This window comes from Halalkalibacter oceani (genome assembly GCF_040544555.1).
Classification (GTDB): domain Bacteria; phylum Bacillota; class Bacilli; order Bacillales; family Bacillaceae_D; genus Halalkalibacter; species Halalkalibacter oceani.
The window spans coordinates 63939-83657 of record NZ_JBEPKD010000001.1; the positions used below are offsets into that span (position 1 = coordinate 63939).

Here is a 19719-nt window from a genome sequence, read left to right on the forward strand (position 1 = left end):
GAACGGGGAGGGGAAGGAAGATGACGACATTTACTGAGAAATATTTTACGATGACGGAAGCTGAAGCGGTCGATTATACGAAGACGAGACTGTCGATTTTTCCAGCTGATGCTGAATTGACATGTGAGGAAATTGGCGATGGAAACTTGAATTATGTGTTTCGGATCCGCGATCAGAAAGGCGGCCAGTCAATTATTATTAAGCAGGCCGGGCCGGTGGCGCGCATTTCGGACGAGTTTAAAGTGTCTCCGGACCGCAACCGGATTGAAAGTGATATTTTACGGCTGCAAGGGAAGCTGGCAGAAGGCTTCGTGCCAAAGGTGTATCACTATGATCCGATCATGAACTGCTGCGTGATGGAGGATCTATCTGACTTTGACATTTTGAGAACTGCATTCTTAAAAAAGAGAACGTTTCCGAAATTCGCTGATCATATTTCCACGTTTTTAGTCAACACTCTCCTGGCGACATCGGATCTTGTGCTGAATCATAAAGAGAAAAAGGAACTCGTTAAATCGTTCATCAATCCTGAGCTATGTGAAATCACGGAGGACCTCGTTTACACAGAGCCTTTCTATCCATGCCCGCGCAACGAAGTGTTTGACGGCACACGGGCATTTGTCGAAGAGGAAATTTGGAACGACAAGGCGCTGGCGCTGGAAACAGCAAAGCTTAAGTTCGACTTTATGACAAATGCCCAGTCGCTTTTACACGGTGATTTGCATACCGGGTCAATCTTCGTCACAGAAACGGAAACGAAAGTGATTGATCCGGAATTCGCCTTTTACGGCCCGGCTGGTTACGATATCGGCAATGTAATCGCCAATTTGCTGTTTGCCTATGTCAATGGCCGTCACACGCTGATAGATGAAGCGGAGCGCGAGCAGTTTTGCGGATATATCCTCGAGACGATTGAGCAGACGATAGACTTGTTTAAAGAAAAATTTATCAGCGCCTACAAGCGCGAAGTAACAGAACAGGTCGCGTCATACGAAGGGTTTCTTGACTACTATCTTCAAAGAATTATCGAGGATACGGCGGCGGTATGCGGACTTGAGCTTTGCCGGCGCGTTATCGGACTGGCTAAAGTAAAGGATGTAACGGAAATCAAGGAACCGGGGAGCCGGGCGGAAGCAGAAATCTTCTGTTTAAAAGTTGGAAAGACGCTGATTCTTAACCGGCAACAGTACAGCAACGGCCAGGATTTCATCAAGACAATTGTTGAGAGCTGAAGAAAAGAGGGAAGGCCATGAAGAACATGATCGATATTGTCCAATCCGTCATCTTAAATGAGACGGGCGAGGCTGTCGTCATTTTAGATCAGACATTGCTGCCGACACAGAAGGTCTATCAAACATTGAAAACGCCTGAAGATGTGTGGGAGGCGATCTACCATTTGAAAGTGAGAGGAGCGCCGGCTATCGGAATCGCGGCGGCGTACGGCGCTTATTTAGGCGCAAAGCAAAGCGGCGCGTCAACGTCCGCCGAGCTTTATGCCGCTTTTGGCAGAGTGAAAGATTACCTAGGCTCCTCGCGTCCGACGGCGGTTAATTTGTTTTGGGCGCTTGAACGGCTTGAGAAGCGGCTCGTGACCGAGATGAAAGCAACGGCGGATGTCAGCCAGCTTGTCGCCGAGCTGAAGGAAGAGGCGGAAGCGATTCGCCTGGAAGATGAGCAGGTCTGTGAGACGATTGGGACGTATGCGTTATCGTTGCTGAAGCCGGGAGACGGCATTTTGACGCATTGTAATGCCGGCACGATTGCGACGGCGAAATACGGAACGGCGCTCGCGCCAATTTATTTGGGACAGCAGCAGGGGTATCAATTTAAGGTGTACGCCGATGAAACACGACCCTTGCTTCAAGGGGCGCGGCTGACGGCCTGGGAACTATCAGAAGCCGGGATTGATGTCACCTTAATCTGTGACAATATGGCGTCAATCGTGATGAGCGAGGGAAAGGTGCAGGCGGTGCTAGTCGGCTGTGACCGCGTCGCGGCTAACGGCGATACGGCTAACAAAATCGGTACATCGGGTGTGGCGATTCTCGCGCAGCATTACGGCATTCCTTTCTATGTCTGTGCGCCGACCTCAACGATTGATCTCTCGTGCCAAACAGGAAAGGACATTGTGATTGAAGAACGCGATGCAACGGAGATTACGACAAAGTGGTACGAAGAACCGATGGCGCCGGCTAATGTCAAGACATACAACCCGGCCTTCGATGTTACCGATCACCGTTTAATAACGGCGATTATTACGGAAAAAGGGATTTTACGACCAGACTTTGCCGAAGGTTTACAGTCAGTTATGAACCAGTCTGAAGCAAAATTGTGAAAGAAATAGGAAAAGCAGTGAACAAGTTGTATCACATCACCAATTCGGGTATGATTATGACTATAATCGAAGGGGAGTAGCTGTACAATAAAGTCGTCATGACGGGAGCAAATCCCCGGCTTTGTTGGCAACCGGATCAAGTTGTTAGCCAGACCTTTACCAGTAGCTCCGTCTTTCATTTCATGAAAAGACGTCTGCTTTGATGGAAAGCTGCTGAAAAAGTGCGATTTTTACTTTTTCAGCAGCTTTTTCGTAATGAGCGTAGCCGTTGCCTGATTTTGAAAGCCTTGCTACGAGTGGGTTTCTCGAAGCAAGGCGCGCAACGTGCGGCGCCATTACTCTTCTTCGAGTTACGAAAAAGGAAGTTTTTCAGTGGTCTGCTTTGATGGTAAAGGTCTTTTTTACGAGGCGACAAAAGAAGACATGCTTATCATGGCGCGAAATGGTAGAATAATGATGGAAATGCATGACCCTCATCAATTTGATTACAACAGTTTGCTTCCCTGTCATGTTTACATAGGAACCGACCTGTTTAGAAAAGGAGAAAGATGTGTTGTTTGAATGGCGTAACATTTTTAAAGGTATGACAATGGGAATCTCCGACCTGATTCCAGGAGTAAGTGGCGGAACGATTGCGTTAGTGCTAGGTATTTATCAGAATCTATTAGCGGCCATTAACGGGCTTTTCACGAGACAATGGAAAAAGCATCTCATGTTTTTGCTTCCGCTCGGGATCGGCATTGTCGCAGCGCTCCTTGCCGTCAGTCATCTCGTAGAGTGGCTGTTGGCGGAATACCCGCAGCCGACCTTTTTCTTTTTTCTCGGCTTGATTATTGGCATCATCCCTAAGCTGATGCACGATATTGAGTTTACCCGTACCTTTACGGCGGCTCATTATGTCCTGCTGCTAATCGGAGCGCTGATCGTCGGCTTAACGGTTTTTGTCAAAGAAGACGAGCTTGCGCCGGTGATGACGGCTTTAAGCACAGGTGATTATGCCCTTTTATTTTTTGCCGGCTGGCTGGCAAGCTCGGCGATGATTTTACCGGGGATTAGCGGCTCGTTTATTTTCCTGCTTTTCGGTGTTTATCCGACGGTCGTCAATGCTTTATCGACGATTAATATCCCCGTTATTATGACCGTCGGGGCGGGGATCGCGATCGGCTTAATCGTCACAAGCCGGTTCATCGCCTGGCTTTTGCGACAATTCAAGGTCGGAACCTATGCGGTTATTATCGGCTTTATTGTCGGCTCGATAATTGTAATTTACCCGGGCATCGGCACGGATCGCTTTTTGCTGCTGGTCAGCGTGCTGACCTTCCTGTTCGGGGCGGGCTGCGCTTTCCTTTTGAGCCGGTTTGAACAGAAAAACCAGTTGTGAATCGAAGCGGTCGGCTGATAGCGACTGACCGATCTTAGTTGGAGGTGTCAAGTGGGGAACAATAAAGTGCTTCAAGTTATTGCGCGAATGCTCGTTGTTGCTTTGCTGATCGTTCTTGGCTGGCTCGCTCTCTACTATTTTGTCTGGCTGACTTTTCCGTTTCTGATTGCTGCCGTCTTCGCTTTTTTGATGAACCCGCTCGTCAACATTCTTGAGAAAAAAGCAAGGTTCCCGCGGCCGCTCGCTGTTCTGACCGGGATTCTCGTCCTGTTCGGCTTAGTTGGCGGCTTGTTGACCTTGATCATTATCAAGCTAATTGACGGCTTTCAATATCTCTCACAGTTTGTCCCGACGCAGATCGAAATGATTTCCCGCAATTTGCAAACATATTTTAATGAGCATTTCGTTCCTTTGTGGATCAAGGGGCTCGGGATGATCGATGAGCTTGATCCGGCTCAGCAGAACGCGATTGAAACGAGCATTCAGCAGATCGGTGGTCAATTTGCCTCGATTCTCGGGAATGCCGGCCAGGCGGTAGCCAATAGTCTTTCTCATTTTGTCGGTGCGCTGCCGCTGACATTGACGGTGTTTTTATTCGTGTTGCTCGGCTTATATTTTATTAGCAAGGATTGGAACCGGTTGAAGGTGTGGCTCAAAGAAAAGCTGCCGATTCGTGTTTCCGGACAGGTTGCAAGCGTCTACCGTGATTTGAAAACAAAGCTTGTCGGCTTTCTAACGGCGCAGTTTATATTAATTAGCATGACAGCCGTCGTCAATTTCATCGGTCTGCTTATTTTAAACGTCGAGCAGCCGTTGACGATCGCTCTCATTCTTGGCCTCGTCGACTTGCTGCCATATTTGGGTACTGGGCTTATTTTAATTCCGTGGGGGATTTACTGTTTGGTGACGGGGGACTTGTTTTTAGGCTTTGGCCTGCTTATTTTGTATACGATTACGATCGTGCTGCGCCAGCTGGCCGAACCGAAAGTACTCTCCTCAAGCCTCGGGTTGAACCCGCTGGCGACGCTCGTATCCTTGTTTGCCGGCTTACAGCTCTTCGGCTTTATCGGCTTATTTATCGGGCCTGTCCTGCTCGTCCTGCTCGTTTCCTTATACGAGGCCAAGGTCTTTTCGGGCTTATGGCGCTTTATTATCGGAAATCAGAGCTAAAGACAAAGGGTAGCTTTTTTTAGCCTGTCGACAAAGTCTCGCAAAAGTGAGACGGCCGACAGGCTTTTTTGGTAGAAGGATTTGTCCCGATCCAGAGCTTCGTCTAGTAGATATGCCCGGAAGATCAGCTTCTTTCCTATCGGACAACAAATCGAGAATACCGATCTGATTCATCTATTTGCCAGGATGCCTTGAATGAAGCCGGACAAAGCTGAAAGGGCTTCGATGCCGGTGATGCTTGTTTTTGCTGCAATGAACCTAAAAATTAGCCATCTGGCACTGGAGAAACACCCATCCTCCTTGTCACCAACCCGAGACAACTAACGTAAAAGTGAGGGTGGGACAAAAGGTTGTTTTGCCCAGTCTCTAAGCAATGAGCGGAACCGCCACGATCTTTAAAAGCCCGTTGTGAGTGGGTTTCTCACAACGGGCTTTTGGCGTGTGAAGCCATTGCCAGTAGGTCCAAAGCTAGTTTTGTCAACGGTCTGGCTTTTTGTCTTCAGCTGCGATGTTTTTTCTCTCTACTTAGCCTTCTATCCGGGCCTTTTATGCTTCGACAAAAGCCGGGAGCGGGTCGGAAAGGCTTGTCCAGTCTACTGTCATTTCCTCAACACGGAGGAGGCAGTGGTCCAGCGAACGGCTGACAGCTTCCTCGTCCATGTCAATGCCAATGAAAACAAGCTCGGTCATCCGGTCACCGAAATCCTGATCCCACTTCTGTAAAAGCTCGGGTTCCTCACGCAGAACCTCTTGCTGCTCGTCCTCGTCATAAGCGGCAACCCATTTACCGGCTCCCTGAATGGTAATCGTCGAGCCAGCCTGTGACAGCAAGCCGGCGATCTCATTTCGGCTGGCAAGCCAGAAAAAGCCCTTTGCCCTTACAACTGCATCAGGCCAATGTTCGAGCCAGTCCATCAGCCGCTGAGGGTGAAAGGGTCTGCGTCTGCGATACACGAAGGAAGAAACACCGTATTCTTCTGTTTCCGGCGTGTGTTCCTCGTTTAATTCCTTGATCCAGCCCGCGGACTGACTCGCTTTTTCAAAATCAAATTTCCGAGTATGGAGGATCGAGGAAAGCTCAACGTTTCCATAAGAGGTCGGGATGATGACGGCATCGCTATTGCTCTTGCGGATAAAACCGCTTAGCTCACGCAAGTCAGCCTCTTCAATGAGATCGGCATTATTAAGCAGGATCACGTCGGCGAATTCGATTTGATCGATAAGCAGGTCGGAAATTTCACGCGTGTCGGTTTCGTCGACTCCTTGCCGTCGCTCATGCAGCGTTTCCCCTGAAAGATAATCCTCCCAGAAATGATGGGCGTCAACGACGGTTACCATCGTATCGAGCGTGCAATTCTTCGTTAAATCAATTCCAAGCTCTTCATCAATGTATGTGAATGTTTGCGCGACAGGAATCGGCTCACTTATGCCTGATGACTCGATTACGATATAATCGATGCCGCCCGCTTGGACGAGCCGTTCAACCTCCTGCATCAAGTCTTCCCGCAATGTACAGCAAATACAGCCGTTTTGCAGTTCAACAAGCTTTTCCTCCGTTCTGGAAAAGTGATTCTTTTTGACCAGCATCGCATCAATGTTGATTTCACTCATGTCATTTACAATCACGGCGACCTTTAACCCCTCACAATTGGTTAAAATATGTTGCAAAAGCGTTGTTTTTCCGGCTCCTAAATAACCGCTCAAAACCGTGACAGGCACTTTGTTCATCTCGTGTATTCCTCCTTTAAGGGAAGAGGTCGGGAAAAAGTATCTAAACTACATGGATATCCGAACAAAGGACAGCGAGACTACCTGCACCGCTCCTGAAATAGACTTCGCTTTCCGCAGGAAGCTGGTGAGCCTCCTCGTGCTATGCACTGCGGGGTCTCACCGTTGCTTTTGTTCCCGCTGGAGTCTACGTCTATTTCATCCGCTAATTTGGTGCTTTGTTCGATATTGCAGTTGCAAACTTTCGTTATATTCCATCCTCTAAGTCATTTCTCTTTTTGCACATGGATTTTTACCAGCTCGATTTCTTCACACCGGGAACCTGACCTTTATGAGCGAGCTCGCGAAAGGCGATCCGGGAGAGCTTGAATTTACGAAGCACGCCACGAGGTCTGCCGGTTAATTCGCATCTTCGCGTTAAACGGCTTGGCGCTGAATCACGTGGCAGTTTGCTAAGCGCCACATAATCTCCTTTTTCCTTTAATTCTCTTCGCTTTTCTGCATAGCGGGCCACGAGTTCTTGGCGCTTTTTTTCTTTTGCAATCTTTGATTTCTTTGCCATTCTTATCACCTTCCTGTTTTAAAACGAAATTATTACGATTTATATAATAGTCGATTCACGAATGAAAGTAAAGGAATTGTATTTTCTGACCGTTTGGCAGTCGTAAAAAAAGGATGAGAAATTTGACAGCGTCGTTCGACTAACGATATTATAGACTCATTGAATCTATAATGAGGTGGTGAGAAGATGAAGTATTCAAAGGCGACGAATTATGCGCTCCACACCATTGTTTATTTGGCGCTGTTGCCTGCCGGAAAAACGATCGGTGTCAAGCCACTGGCCGAGGTGCAGCGGGTATCGCCAAGCTATCTGTCAAAAGTGCTAACGACATTAGTGAAAGGCGGCTTTATCGAGTCGGTAACAGGGGTGAACGGTGGCTATCGCTTAATTAAGGATAGTAAACAGGTTACGTTTTTAGACATCATTCATGCGATTGAGGGAAGTAATTCGATGTTCAATTGCCATGTCGAGCATCGGCCCGAGGAACAGAAAGGCTGCCTGATCGAGGCGGTTATGAATGAAGCCGAACAGAAAATGGAACAGCATTTAAGTAGCCGGACGATTGAAGATATTGTGAAAAAGGTCGATCAAAGCATGGTTGACTCGCTGCATGCGGTTGTTCTGTAATTTTTTTTAACTTAATTATAGACTTTAACAATCTTTAATCTCTATAAATGAATGGAGTGGATTCTATGATTGATTGTGCGATTATCGGTGGCGGTCCTGCCGGATTAAATGCGGCGCTTGTATTGGGGAGGGCAAAGCGACGTGTCCTGGTCTTTGATAACGGTCAGCCGCGGAACAGGGTTACCCGGCATTCACACGGCTTTCTCACGAGGGATGGGGTGTCACCAAATGAATTGCGCGAGCTGGCTTGGAAGGACATTCGTCATTATCCGTCTGTCCGCTTTGAGCAAGTAAAGATTGCCAAAGTGAAAAAGGAAGCGGAAGACCGCTTTTTGCTGATGACAGAGCAGGGGGAGCGCTTTATCAGCCGCACATTGCTTATCGCTACGGGTCTCAAAGAAAGCCTGCCAAAGATCAAGGGAATCGAGACCTTTTATGGAACGAGCGTTTTCAGCTGCCCATATTGCGATGGCTGGGAATTACGGGATCAGCCCTTGATGCTGATTGCTGAAACAGAGCATGCCGCCCATATGGTGAAGCTGATCTATCAGTGGAGCAATGACCTCGTCGTTTGTACGAATGGGCATTCTGTGTTATCGCCGGAAGACAAGCAGTTGTTTCAGAGGAAAGGAATCAGGGTGAAGGAGGAGCAAATTATCGGTCTGGAGGGAGAGGAAGGGAAGCTGGAAAACGTGTTGTTTAGCGACGGAACAGAAATTAAGCGAACTGGAGGCTTCGTGCCAACCAAGCTCGCGCAGCCGACCGATTTTGCTGAAGCACTCGGATGTAAGCTGAATGAAACCGGCGGGATTGTTGTTGACGGGTTAGGAAGAACGAATGTCGCCGGAGTCTATGCTGCGGGAGACACGTCGCAGTCCGGGCCTTCACAATTGATAATCGCTGCCGGTCAAGGGGTATGTGCCGCCGCCGGGGTGAATACTGATTTGGCTATGGAGGTGTTTGAGGAAGGGGAGTGAGTCACACTTCCTCTTTAAATCCTTCATTTATGCTCGCTAAAGGCGATTCTCAAGCCGATGAAAGCAAAAAGACTTCCTTCGATCAAATTGATCTTCCTGGCGAGCGCCGGACTTTTCCGCAAAAAAGTACCAATCTTTCCGGCGAACACGCTGATGAGCGAGAAAAGAATGAGCGCCTGCAGCAAAAAGATCAATCCAAAGACAAGCATTTGCCCGGCAACGGGCCCTGCTTCATAATGAATAAACTGCGGCAGGAACGCTAAGAAAAAAAGGGAAACTTTCGGATTGAGCAAATTCATAATCACGCCTTTTTTATAAAGCGCACGATAATCCAGTGGATCGGCGCTCAGCGACCCAAAGCCCGTTTCCTTGGCACGAAATGCTTTGTAGGCTAAAAACAGCAAATAGGCGGCACCGGCGTATTTGACAATCGTAAAAGCGAATGCCGATTGATAAATAACCGCCGAAAGCCCGATCACCGCTGCGCTAATATGACCGAGCAGACCGGTGCAAAGCCCAAGCGCCGTGGCGATCCCCGCTTGTTTGCCTTTCGCGATGCTCTGGGCCAAAACAAATAAATTATCCGGCCCCGGCATTAATGTCAAAACAATGGCAGCGCCTAAAAAAGAAACAACCGCAATACTATCCAACGATGTCCACCTCATTTACAGCGCGTACGTCCAGTCCGCGCTTTTCCTAGTAGTATTATAGTCTTTGCCTTCCAACGAAGCAAATAAATGATCGCCGGGGCGGGCAGGATTCTGCCAGCTGCCGCTAGAATGATAGGGGTACTGGGAAGGAGGCAAGGAGTTATGAAAGCATTGATTGCGATTGACTATACAAATGACTTTGTCGCCACGGACGGAGCGTTGACATGTGGGGCGCCTGGCCAGGCGATCGAAGAGGAGATTGTCAGACTGACACGACAATTTGTGGAGGCGGGAGATTTTGTTGTCTTTGCCGTTGATGTACACGAGCTGGAGGATGACCATCATCCGGAGACGAGGCTGTATCCGCCGCATAATATTCGCGGAACCGCGGGTCGGCAGCTTTACGGAAAGCTGGGGGAGCTGTATAAGGAAATTAAGGATCGGCCCAATGTCTATTTCATGGACAAAACAAGGTATTCAGCGTTCAGCGGAACAGATCTTGATCTGAAATTGCGCGCCAAAGGGATCACGGAGCTTCATTTCGTTGGAGTGGCGACCGATATTTGCGTCCTTCACAGTCTCTATGGCGCCTACGAGCGTGGCTATGACCTCGTCGTGCACAAAAAAGGGGTCGCCAGCTTTAATCCGGCCGGGCATGAGTTTGCCTTGCAGCATTTTCAAAACAGTCTCGGCGCTGAAGTACGTTAAAAAAGAAAGGCTGACTGCCAGATTTTCTCCGTTAGTCAGCCTTTTCGTCCTGTTTTCCTATGAGCGGTTTTGTAGCAGCTGCTTAATTTCAGCAAGCTCTTTCTTCACCTCTCTGTTCTCCTCAAGCACCTGCTCCAGCTTTTCGTCGCGGTGCGCATCCTCGTCAGCGTTCAAATAGCTTAAAATGACAGCAACCACAAGGTTCAAAATCACCAGGGCGCCAATGATGATGAACGACACGAAATAAATCCACGCCGCGGGAATTTCCTGAATCACCGGTCTTGCCACTTGACTGGCCCACGATTCAAATGTCACGACTTGCAGTAATGTAAACAAAGAAGAATGAAAGCTGCCAAAAAATTCGTAAGGCAGAACATCATGATAGAATGTCGTGCCGATAATCGCGTAAATCGAAAAGATGAGAAAGGTAAGCCCTAAGATTCCCGTCAGGGCCGGCACGGCCTTTAAAAGCGAGTCAATAATTTTCCGGAGCGCCGGAATCGCCGGGATCATCCGGATCAATCTCATTACCCGTACCAATCTGAGAATACTGACAAAAGGAGTCGAGTAAAACAATATACTTGCTACGACAATGGAAAAGTCAAATAGATTCCAGCCGCTTGAAAAATACCTTTTCACGCCGAGTCCGACCAATTTCAAAATCATCTCCACGATAAAAATCCAGACAATGATTTTATCCAGCGTCAGCAAGAGGGCATTGCCCTTCAAATACGTTTCCGCTACAATAATCAGTCCATTAAGAAAAATGATCGCGATAATGGCAAACTGAAAATACTGGTGCGTCACCAGCGCGGCCAGTTGTGTTCTAAATGAGTTGTTTTGATGAGGATTGTCTTTTTCGTTTTTGTCCATGTTCCGTCTCCTGCCTGGTTGAGTCTCTGTTTTAAATTTCTGTTGAAATTATACCAAATTACGACGTGCCTCCGAAAGGCATAACCTTTCAAACATCTATAGTATCATAGCCGGATGATCAATTTCGTTATGTTCCGTGACAGGAAAACAACATTTTTCCCGATACGTTTTAGCACAAATTTGCTTTTTTCTGAAAAACGAGACTAACATCTTGGCGCAAGTTGTTTTACAATGGGAGAAGTAAAGAAAATTATAGGAACAAAGGAGCTCGAATGACGTTGACTCAGTTACAAGATCAATCAGAAGAAGCGTTAAAAGACCGTTTGGCCGCATTGAAGGCCGACTATGAGCAATATCGCACGAAAAAGTTGAAGTTGGATATGTCCCGCGGCAAACCGAGTCCGGAGCAATTGGAATTGTCGATGCCAATGTTGGATGTCCTTTCTTCAAAATCAGACATGAAGGCAGAAAATGGTGTTGATACACGAAATTACGGACAGCTTGACGGAATTCCGGAGGCAAAGCGTTTTTTTGCTGATTTGCTTGAGGTGGAGACCGATGAAGTGGTTGTTGGCGGAAATTCCAGCCTCAATTTAATGCATGATACAATCATGCGCGGGATGGTGTTTGGGTTCCCAGAAAGCAGCGCCCCGTGGTCGAAGCAGGGGAAGATCAAGTTTATTTGTCCGGTGCCGGGCTATGACCGCCACTTTGCGATATGTGAACTGTTTGGCATTGAAATGATCCAAGTAGCGATAAATGAAGAAGGACCGGATATGGAGGAAGTCGAGCGTCTTGTTCGCGAAGATGATTCGATTAAAGGGATGTGGTGCGTGCCGAAATACAGCAACCCGTCCGGCGCAACATACAGTGACGAAACGGTGGAGCGTCTCGTTTCGATGGAAACGAAAGCGAATGATTTTCGCCTGTTTTGGGACGACGCCTATACCGTCCATCATTTGACAGATGAGCATGATCCGTTAAAAAATGTTTTGGCAGCCGCCAAAGAAGCTGGTCAGCCGAACCGGCCGATCATCTTCGCTTCTACTTCAAAGGTGACGTTCCCAGGTTCAGGTGTCTCTGTCATAGCGGCTAGCCGTGACAATATCAACCATTTTCTCAAACTGATGTCGTCACAGACAATCGGCTTCGATAAAATCAACCAGCTCCAGCATGTCCGCTTTTTCACAGAGGTGGAACCGTTGGACGCCCATATGAAAAAGCACGCGAAGCTGATTAAGCCGAAATTTGAGCTTGTCCTCTCGACGCTTGAAGAAAAGCTGGGCGGCAAAGGAATCGCCACATGGTCAAAGCCAAACGGCGGCTATTTCATCAGCCTCGATATTGTTGACGGTGCAGCCCGCAAAACGGTAGCACTGGCAAAGGAAGTTGGCGTGACCTTGACGGGAGCCGGAGCGGCTTTCCCGTATGGCATTGATCCATGTGACCGGAATATTCGGATTGCGCCGACATTCCCATCAGTAGACGAATTGAAAGAGGCGTTGAACGTTCTCTGCACATGCGTCGAAATCGCCAGCATTGAACAACTTCTAGCTACTAAATAAAAAGCGAAGAGGCTGGGACAGAAGGTTGTTTTTTTTACCTTTTGACCAGCCTTTAAAATTGCTTCATGAGCGAATAATGCTCGATCTCCTCTAAGCTGACTTCTCCATCCCCTCTTCGGTAAGCTGGATGATTTTCGCGCCCGGATAAGCCATTAAAATCGAAAGAAAAGTTCAACGAGCCGCCTTCCGGGTTAAATCCCAAGGCGATCGCAATTCCTTCAAGCAACGTTGACTTTCCCATCCCATTCTCCCCAATGATACACGTCTAGGATGAAAGGATACCGTCCCGAAATGCTGCATAAACGGGAGGGTAAGCGGGAAAGTGTCATAAGACAAAATCAGCTCCTCCTTCAAACGGACCTCGCGAATAAATTGTGAATCCCGGTTTACCTTCATCTCGATCCTTCCTGTTATTGAATATAGCTCGTCCGCTTTGTTCTGTCGTTTCTATCACAATAGCATGAAAGCACGGCTATCCTCTACCCGTCAAGGAGGGAAACAATGAGAAAATGCTTGAAAAAAACAGGCGGTTTTCCTCAGAACCGCGCCTGTTTCACATCGATTTTGAATAGTTGCTGAACATCGCTTCGATTTTTGCTACTACCGGGATTCCGAGCTCTTTTTCAATCATTTGCTGATAAAGCTTTGATACCCTGTTGGCGTGAAGAAGCATCTTCGCTGTCAGCAGCTTCTCGATATAATCGAGGTAAAGACTCTCTTGATAAGGTTCTTTGTTTAATAATTTGTCATAATAATGTTGTCCGGTTGAATAGTCCCCGGTATTCCAATAATATTCGGCCAGTTCCTGTAGGAGGTTGATATAAAGGACGCGATATCTTTCCCGATCAAGCTCTAAAAAGATATTGTAAGGATAGCCCTCGAAGTAGTCACCTTTGTATAAAGCTTCAGCCTGTTTCAAATCTTGAATTCTTTCTAACGGACTGAGGGAGTTTTTTTGTTCTGCTAATCGGGTGAATTCATTAATGTCCAGGTGAATGTACTCTGTATCTAAATAATAATGTTCACCATCACGCTTAATGAAAGAGGATGAGGGGCCTTTTTTTAAATCGGGCTCCAACGATTTACGCAAATTGGATAAGGCGACGTAGAACTGGTTGTTCGCCGATTCCATCAGCCCGCCAGGAAAAAGTTCGTCAAGGATGCTGTCTTTGTTTATTTTACTCCCTTGATGTGTAATCAAATATTGCAGCAAGTGCAAACTGGCCTTTCGTTTAATAGGAACGAGCTTATGATTGGCAAGGATTTCAAAGTTTCCCAACGTTGTGATGGAAAGAGCGCTGCGGTCAGCATGCCGCTTCTCCTTGATGAGAACCGGCCTCCGCTCCACTTCAACCGGAGCTGAGGAGAGTAACCAGTGATAGTTTTTGCCGGTGCAGATGTCCTGAAATTCTTTTAACGTATCGGCCGCGGCTTCATTTTTTCCCCGCTTTGTGTAAAGGCTGGTTTGTAACTGTAGAATGGTGCATTTTAAATAGGCGGAGTCCGTGACATATGAGTACGCTTTAGATAAGTAAAGCTCTGCCAAATCCCAATTTTCGAGCTCCATGTAAGTCGTGGAAAGTTCTTTATACACCCAGGCCATCGCATATTCAATTTGAAACTCCTCAGCCGTAGCTTTCGCTTTATTAATCCATTCGAGCGCGTGGTGGTGATCGCCAATTAAGCGAAAGTATTTCCCCATTGAACAGTAAGGATAAACGATAGAAGCGTTATGGCGTTGCTTTGATATTTTCAATGTTTCTTCTAACAGAAGTTTCGCCTTATCTAATTTCTTGTTCATGAGATGAACTTCCGCTAATATCCACGATGAAATATGAGTAGGGTGAAAAAAATTGTTCAGATTTGGGTATGACAACGATTTCTGAGCAGCTTCAAGCGCTTTATCAGCGCTGCCCTTATAGAAATAAATGACAGATTGGAGTGAAAGGTTAATCGCGATCATCTGATTATCTTTGTTTTGATGGGACTCCTGCAAGGATTCGGCGCAAAGCTGTTCAGCCTTACCGATTTCCCCGCTGTAAAAATAAGCGGCGGCGAGCTGATGCTTGTAATGCGAAACCGATAATGGATTCAGGTGGTTACCATATTGTTTTAAATTGTTTTCCATCGCCGGTATCACTTTTTGCAAAGCGCTTAACGGCAGGCATTTTACAAGGAATAATCCAATACTGGCTGTATGTAACCGGGGAGAAACTTCCTGGAAAAACCAATCAACAAATTCGACAAACCTGGAGGGCGGATAAAATTCTTTCATCTTTGCCATGATTTGCGTCGCTATAAAAAAATTGTTACTGGAGATAGCATGGGCAAATGCATGAAAGAAATCTTTCTTTTCTTCATAGATTGTCGAAAGTTGACTATGCAGCTTTTGAATCGTGTCGGTTTCGGATTGTGTTGTCAGTTGTTTCGTCAGAAAGGCTTGAAATAAAGGGTGGTAGCGCACTTCGCCATAATCATTTTGATAAATAAAGAGATGATTTGTCAGCAGGTGGTCAATAATTTGTTCTGAGTGATGAATGTTTAAATATTTGTCAATGACTTCCGGACTAAGCTCGTAAAGGATCGATGTCCGCCGAAGAAAATAGTTAATTTCATCACTTTGTTTGGCAAGAATTTCTTCACCTAAATAATTGTAAATATCTTCAGTTCCTTTGAAGTTTATCCAAAACGGCAACCGCTCCGTTACATTAATATCTTTGATCAAGTCCTGCAATAGTTGCAAGCAGGCAGCCCAGCCTTCTGTTTTTGAATAAATGAAATGAACTTCCTGGTTCCGTAAGTCGATTTTGTGTAAATGGGAAAAGTATTGCTTGATTTCATCTGGAGTAAATCTCAGCTCTTTTGTACTCAAGCGAGCCAGTTTATTTTTCAACTTTAAATTTACGAGATTTAAATTAGGGCGTATGCGACTCGTAATGATAAAGGTAACGTGTGGGGAGACATGCGATAGAATATTGATCAACATCCGTTCGATCTCCGGGCTTTGGTCAATCGTCTGATAATCATCCAAAACGATTATGAGCCGTTCCGGCCAGGTTGATAAAATGCTCATAATCTTATCCAGCTCACGGGAAAGGTCAGTGTCCGACACATCATAGATCACATTCTCGCCGGATATTTTTCTCATAATCGCGGTTTTTAAATAAGAGAGAAAAACAGCTGGATTGCTGTCGATTTGTGATAGCTTATACCAGACTGTAGGTATATTCCTTTCCTTCGTAAAGCTCGAAACGAGCGTTGTTTTTCCGTAGCCGCCGTCACTTATCAAACAGATGAGGGAACAGTCTAAATGTTTTTCCAGGTAAGTAAATAGACGCTTTCTAACTAAATAAGGAGTATAATGCGGCACACTTAACTTTGATTCAAAAAATAGCATGTAGACCCTCCTTCAAAATGTAAGCGCATTCATAAAGTTGCCCAACATACCTAGGATATCCCCAACTTCTCATATTTTTGCTATTAATACTATTTATAAGTTACTTAATTGTCAAGGGAGTGTAAGTCAATCGTAAGAAAAATATTTATCACTTGTTAGTATTTATTTATCTTACAGTAAGAAGGGCTGTAGTGGCATACAGTTTTTTTCTATTTTGCTGGCGTTAAAATTGTAAGAAAATTCAGAACTACTTGTAAGGGTGTGGTTAGGTGGCTCCTTTATAGTGCGATTAGATCGACTGGAACAGAAAGGAGGCAGCAAGGACGCGGCAAGTGTGGTGGACCGCACAAACAATTCAGATTAGAAGAGATAACGGAGGGGAAAGTATGAAATTTGTATTCATGAACTTAATGTCGTATCGTGATTTACCGGAAGATTTCACGGAAACGTATAAAAGCGTCTATATTTCACTCCCGAACAAACTGTATGATCCTGAAAAAGGGCATCAAATGTACAACGACTTTATCGATCAATACGAGCTGGCGATTGATTTAGGCTTTGATGGTGTAGGGGTAAACGAGCACCATGCGAATGCGTACGGAATGATGCCTTCACCGAACTTGATCGCCGCCACACTGGCGCGAAAAGTGAAGGATTCGGAGCGAACGGTTCTGATCGTCTTGGGCAACAGTCTGGCCCTTTATAATCCGCCGATTCGCGTCGCCGAGGAATTGGCGATGCTGGATAATATTTCAGGCGGGCGCCTGATTGCCGGTTTTCCGGTTGGTACCTCGATGGATACGAACTATGCGTATGGCATTAATCCGGCTGAGCTGAGGCCTCGTTATTATGAAGCCCATGATTTAATTATGAAGGCGTGGAAGGAACGGGAAGTCTTCCATTTTAACGGGAAATTTAACCAATTAAGATATGTCAATGTCTGGACCCGGCCTTATCAGGAGCCTCATCCGCCCGTTTGGATTCCGGGCGGCGCAGCTAGCCAGGAGACGTTTGACTGGGTAGCAGAAAACGACTATCAATATAGCTATCTCAGCTTTTATGGGCATGAATTTGCGAAAGATAAGTTTGATAAGTTCTGGGAGCGCCGGAAGCAATTAGGCCTCGATATGAACCCGTATAAAGTCGGTTTTGTTCAAATGATCTGTATTTCAGAAACCGATGAAAAAGCGAAGGAAGAATATGAAGAGCATATTAACTATTTCTTTGAAAAAAGCTTTCATGTATCGCCGGAATTCCTCGAGGCTCCGGGCTACCGGACAGAAAAAAGTGTCAGGGCGGGGATGCAAAGCCAGTATGGAACCGAAAGCGCTGGGGCGAAGCTGAGAGCAGGCTTGAACTGGGAACAGATGGTGGAAGGAGGCTATATTATTGCGGGTTCTCCTGAAAGCGTTATCAAGCAAATGAGAAAGGCGATTAAGAAGCTGCATGTCGGTCATTTTATCGCGCTCTTAAATCATGGATCGATGCCGCATGAGCTGGCATTGAAAAACATCCGTCTAATGGGAGAAGAAGTGATTCCGCATGTGCGCGACATTTGGGGCGATCAATATGAGGTGCAGAACTGGCCGGAAGTCACAGAAAAAGCAGCGGTAAAAAAAGGGTAGAGGGAGGAATCAATCATGGCTGTACCAGCAGTAGAAACGGTGAACGTAAGAGATAACATCAGCGCGAAGGTTTTAATTGCCGGCGAAGGGAAGCCTTTAGTTTATCTTCACGGCGCGGGCGGGCTGCAATGGGATGGTTATTTAGATCGGCTTGCCGAGCATTACAAAGTGTACGCGCCTTACCATATTGGAACAGGCGGCTCGCTCGGCAAAGATGAAATACGCGACTGGTGGGACTTAGTTCTGTATTATTATGAATTGTTTGATGCGCTCGGATTGGAACAAGTTGATATTATCGGTCATTCGTTCGGGGGGATGGTTGCGGCAGAGCTGGCTGCGACCAATCCGGAGCGCGTGACGAACCTTGTACTAGTGTGCGCGGCAGGATTATGGCTTGATGAAGCGCCGGTCAAGGATGTTTTTACGATGCTTAACACGCCGGATGTCTTGTTCCAGCATCTGTTTGCCGATCTCCATTCACCGGCAGCCCAGGCATTTGCCAATGCGGCGCCGGAGGATGAGCGAGAGCGGATTGACTTTATGGTCGCGCAAAATACAGCCGCCGCAGAAGCCGCAAAATTTATGTGGGGCATCCCGGACAAGGGGTTAAGCCGGCGGATTCACCGGGTGAAAGCGAACAGCTGCATCATTTGGGGCGCAAAGGATGCACTCGTCCCGGTTGATTATGCTTATGAATACCACAAAAAATTGCCGGGCTCCCAAGTCGTGATTATGGAAAATTCCGGCCACTATCCTCAGGCTGAGGAGCTTGACGCAGTTGTCGACGCGACACTTCAATTTTTACAGGCGGCTCATGTGACAAAGTAGACAGCTGACTTGAGACTGGGAAAGTAGACAAAGTGAGCAGGAAACCTGTTTTCTGCTCACTTTTATCAGGACTGGCTGCTGCCTGCCAGTTCGATAAAACCGAAAACAGCAGGCCGTCTTTCCAGGCAGAGCAGAAGCACGGAAACGCAATGACATATGTTCGTAATAATGAATGAAGGGAAGAGTGAAATGAAAAAAATTGTAGCTGGCATGCTTTTATTGATGCTTTCCCTAATGATGGCGTGCAGCGGCCAGTCTTCTGAATCGGTCTCAACGAAGGATAATGGGAATAGCCGTGCAAGCGATTCCTCCTCGCAGGAGGGGCAGCAGGCAGCGGAGGCAATCGAATTGACGATCGCGAGTGTTTGGCCGGGCCCGCACGGTCAGCATGTTCAGGTCGTTGAACCACTAATGGAGGAAATTGAAAAAGTGACAGAAGGACGGATTACGGCAACGCTCTATCCGGCAGGGGGACTGGGTGCACCAAGTGAAACATATGACATGACCGTTACCGGGATTGCGGATATCGGATATGGACTGCACAATACGACGCCGGGGGTTTTTCACTTAGTCTCGGTTAACAGCCTTCCGTTCATTGGGGATAGCGCAATCAATGGAACCGAGATATCGAATGCCCTGCTGAAAACATTCTCAGAAGAATTTGAAGCAGAGCACGACGGAACGAAGATTGCTTATTTATGGATTGGCGATGGGGAGAACGTATTTACGGTTGATAAACCGATTCATAAGCCGGAGGATTTGCAAGGGCTGCGAATCAGTTTAACACCATCGCCGACTGGAAATGCATTTTTGGAAGCATTCGGAGCGATTCCGGTCACGCTGCCGATGGGCGAGGTATATGAAGCCATGCAGCGCGGAATTGTCGACGGGGCGCTTGCCAATGGATCGACGATTCCAAATTTTCAATTGGGTGACGTCGCCGGTCATATCACGAGGTTAAATCTCGTATTGCCGACATTCTTCTGCGTCATCAATGAGGATACGTGGAGTCAGATTTCCACGGACGATCAGGCGGCTCTTGAAGAATTATTTGCAGCATATGGCCTGAAGCATGCCGAAGCGTATGACTCGCTTGCTGAAGAAGGCTGGAGGATGGCAGAAGAAAAAGGCGTCGAAATTTTTGATATTCCAGAAGAAGAAAAGCATTTATGGGAAAATCCGCTTCAGCCTGTCGCAGATGAGTGGATTGAAAGCATTGAAGCAATGGGCCTGCCCGGGCGTGAGGTATATGAAGAAGTGCTCAGACTGAAGGAAACGCTTGATTAATCTGGA

The 19719-nt window shown here is 46.8% G+C and carries 17 protein-coding genes and 1 pseudogene; 12 read left to right on the plus strand and 6 right to left on the minus strand.

Translation table 11 applies throughout. The features are described from left to right. Positions 1-20 precede the first annotated feature (20 nt). The 5 genes from mtnK (at position 21) to ABMB67_RS00350 (ending at position 5210) form a co-directional block, all read left to right on the plus strand. A complete protein-coding gene (gene mtnK, locus ABMB67_RS00330; RefSeq protein ID WP_354570757.1) occupies positions 21-1232 on the plus strand; it encodes an S-methyl-5-thioribose kinase in 1212 nt (403 codons plus the stop codon). A gap of 26 nt (positions 1233-1258) precedes the next feature. Continuing rightward, positions 1259-2335, plus strand: coding sequence for an S-methyl-5-thioribose-1-phosphate isomerase (gene mtnA, locus ABMB67_RS00335; protein WP_390188843.1), 1077 nt, complete (start codon positions 1259-1261; stop codon positions 2333-2335). 583 nt (positions 2336-2918) lie between these two features. Then, the gene (locus ABMB67_RS00340) at positions 2919-3716 is read left to right on the plus strand and encodes a DUF368 domain-containing protein (protein ID WP_354571115.1); all 798 of its coding nucleotides are present in this window, start codon (positions 2919-2921) and stop codon (positions 3714-3716) included. Positions 3717-3767: 51 nt separating this feature from the next. Continuing rightward, positions 3768-4886, plus strand: a complete 1119-nt coding sequence (gene ytvI / locus ABMB67_RS00345) for a sporulation integral membrane protein YtvI (RefSeq protein ID WP_251222151.1) — start codon at positions 3768-3770, stop codon at positions 4884-4886. A gap of 195 nt (positions 4887-5081) precedes the next feature. Then, positions 5082-5210, plus strand: coding sequence for a hypothetical protein (locus ABMB67_RS00350; protein ID WP_354570759.1), 129 nt, complete (start codon positions 5082-5084; stop codon positions 5208-5210). A 222-nt stretch (positions 5211-5432) separates the two neighbouring features. Here ABMB67_RS00350 and ABMB67_RS00355 read toward each other — a convergent pair whose 3' ends face one another. Beyond that, on the minus strand, positions 5433-6614 hold the full coding sequence (locus tag ABMB67_RS00355) for a GTP-binding protein (protein ID WP_354570760.1): 1182 nt from the start codon (positions 6612-6614) through the stop codon (positions 5433-5435). 292 nt (positions 6615-6906) lie between these two features. Further along, the gene (gene rpsN / locus ABMB67_RS00360) at positions 6907-7176 is read right to left on the minus strand and encodes a 30S ribosomal protein S14 (RefSeq protein ID WP_251194123.1); all 270 of its coding nucleotides are present in this window, start codon (positions 7174-7176) and stop codon (positions 6907-6909) included. A gap of 186 nt (positions 7177-7362) precedes the next feature. On the opposite strand from rpsN, the gene ABMB67_RS00365 reads away from it, so the two are divergent. Both ABMB67_RS00365 and ABMB67_RS00370 read left to right on the plus strand, forming a co-directional pair. Then, positions 7363-7803, plus strand: a complete 441-nt coding sequence (locus ABMB67_RS00365; protein WP_251222153.1) for an Rrf2 family transcriptional regulator — start codon at positions 7363-7365, stop codon at positions 7801-7803. 65 nt (positions 7804-7868) lie between these two features. Next, entirely contained in the window at positions 7869-8780 is a 912-nt protein-coding gene (locus ABMB67_RS00370; RefSeq protein ID WP_251222154.1) for an NAD(P)/FAD-dependent oxidoreductase, read from the plus strand. A 23-nt stretch (positions 8781-8803) separates the two neighbouring features. On the opposite strand, the gene ABMB67_RS00375 is transcribed toward ABMB67_RS00370, so the two are convergent. Next, positions 8804-9430: a LysE family translocator gene (locus tag ABMB67_RS00375; protein WP_354570761.1), complete on the minus strand. Its 627-nt coding sequence runs from the start codon at positions 9428-9430 to the stop codon at positions 8804-8806. 162 nt (positions 9431-9592) lie between these two features. On the opposite strand from ABMB67_RS00375, the gene ABMB67_RS00380 reads away from it, so the two are divergent. Further along, complete coding sequence (locus ABMB67_RS00380) at positions 9593-10138, plus strand: cysteine hydrolase family protein (RefSeq protein WP_354570762.1); 546 nt, start codon at positions 9593-9595, stop codon at positions 10136-10138. 57 nt (positions 10139-10195) lie between these two features. Here ABMB67_RS00380 and ABMB67_RS00385 read toward each other — a convergent pair whose 3' ends face one another. Next, entirely contained in the window at positions 10196-11011 is an 816-nt protein-coding gene (locus tag ABMB67_RS00385) for an ion transporter (protein WP_354570763.1), read from the minus strand. Positions 11012-11283: 272 nt separating this feature from the next. Here ABMB67_RS00385 and ABMB67_RS00390 point away from each other — a divergent pair, with 272 nt between their 5' ends. Then, positions 11284-12576 carry an aspartate aminotransferase type Ic gene (locus tag ABMB67_RS00390; RefSeq protein ID WP_354570764.1) on the plus strand — a complete coding sequence of 431 codons (1293 nt, stop codon included), beginning with the start codon at positions 11284-11286 and terminating at the stop codon, positions 12574-12576. A gap of 52 nt (positions 12577-12628) precedes the next feature. Here the strand turns inward: ABMB67_RS00390 and ABMB67_RS23430 are convergent. After that, positions 12629-12972, minus strand: a pseudogene (locus ABMB67_RS23430) (AAA family ATPase). Positions 12973-13129: 157 nt separating this feature from the next. Then, complete coding sequence (locus ABMB67_RS00400; RefSeq protein ID WP_354570766.1) at positions 13130-15973, minus strand: AfsR/SARP family transcriptional regulator; 2844 nt, start codon at positions 15971-15973, stop codon at positions 13130-13132. A gap of 386 nt (positions 15974-16359) precedes the next feature. Between ABMB67_RS00400 and ABMB67_RS00405 the strand changes: the two genes are divergently transcribed. The 3 genes from ABMB67_RS00405 to ABMB67_RS00415 all read left to right on the plus strand — a co-directional run bounded on the left by ABMB67_RS00405 (position 16360) and on the right by ABMB67_RS00415 (position 19713). After that, a complete protein-coding gene (locus ABMB67_RS00405; protein ID WP_354570767.1) occupies positions 16360-17598 on the plus strand; it encodes an LLM class flavin-dependent oxidoreductase in 1239 nt (412 codons plus the stop codon). A gap of 15 nt (positions 17599-17613) precedes the next feature. Then, positions 17614-18426: an alpha/beta fold hydrolase gene (locus ABMB67_RS00410; protein WP_354570768.1), complete on the plus strand. Its 813-nt coding sequence runs from the start codon at positions 17614-17616 to the stop codon at positions 18424-18426. A 189-nt stretch (positions 18427-18615) separates the two neighbouring features. Next, a complete protein-coding gene (locus tag ABMB67_RS00415) occupies positions 18616-19713 on the plus strand; it encodes a TRAP transporter substrate-binding protein (protein WP_354570769.1) in 1098 nt (365 codons plus the stop codon). Positions 19714-19719: the final 6 nt, after the last annotated feature.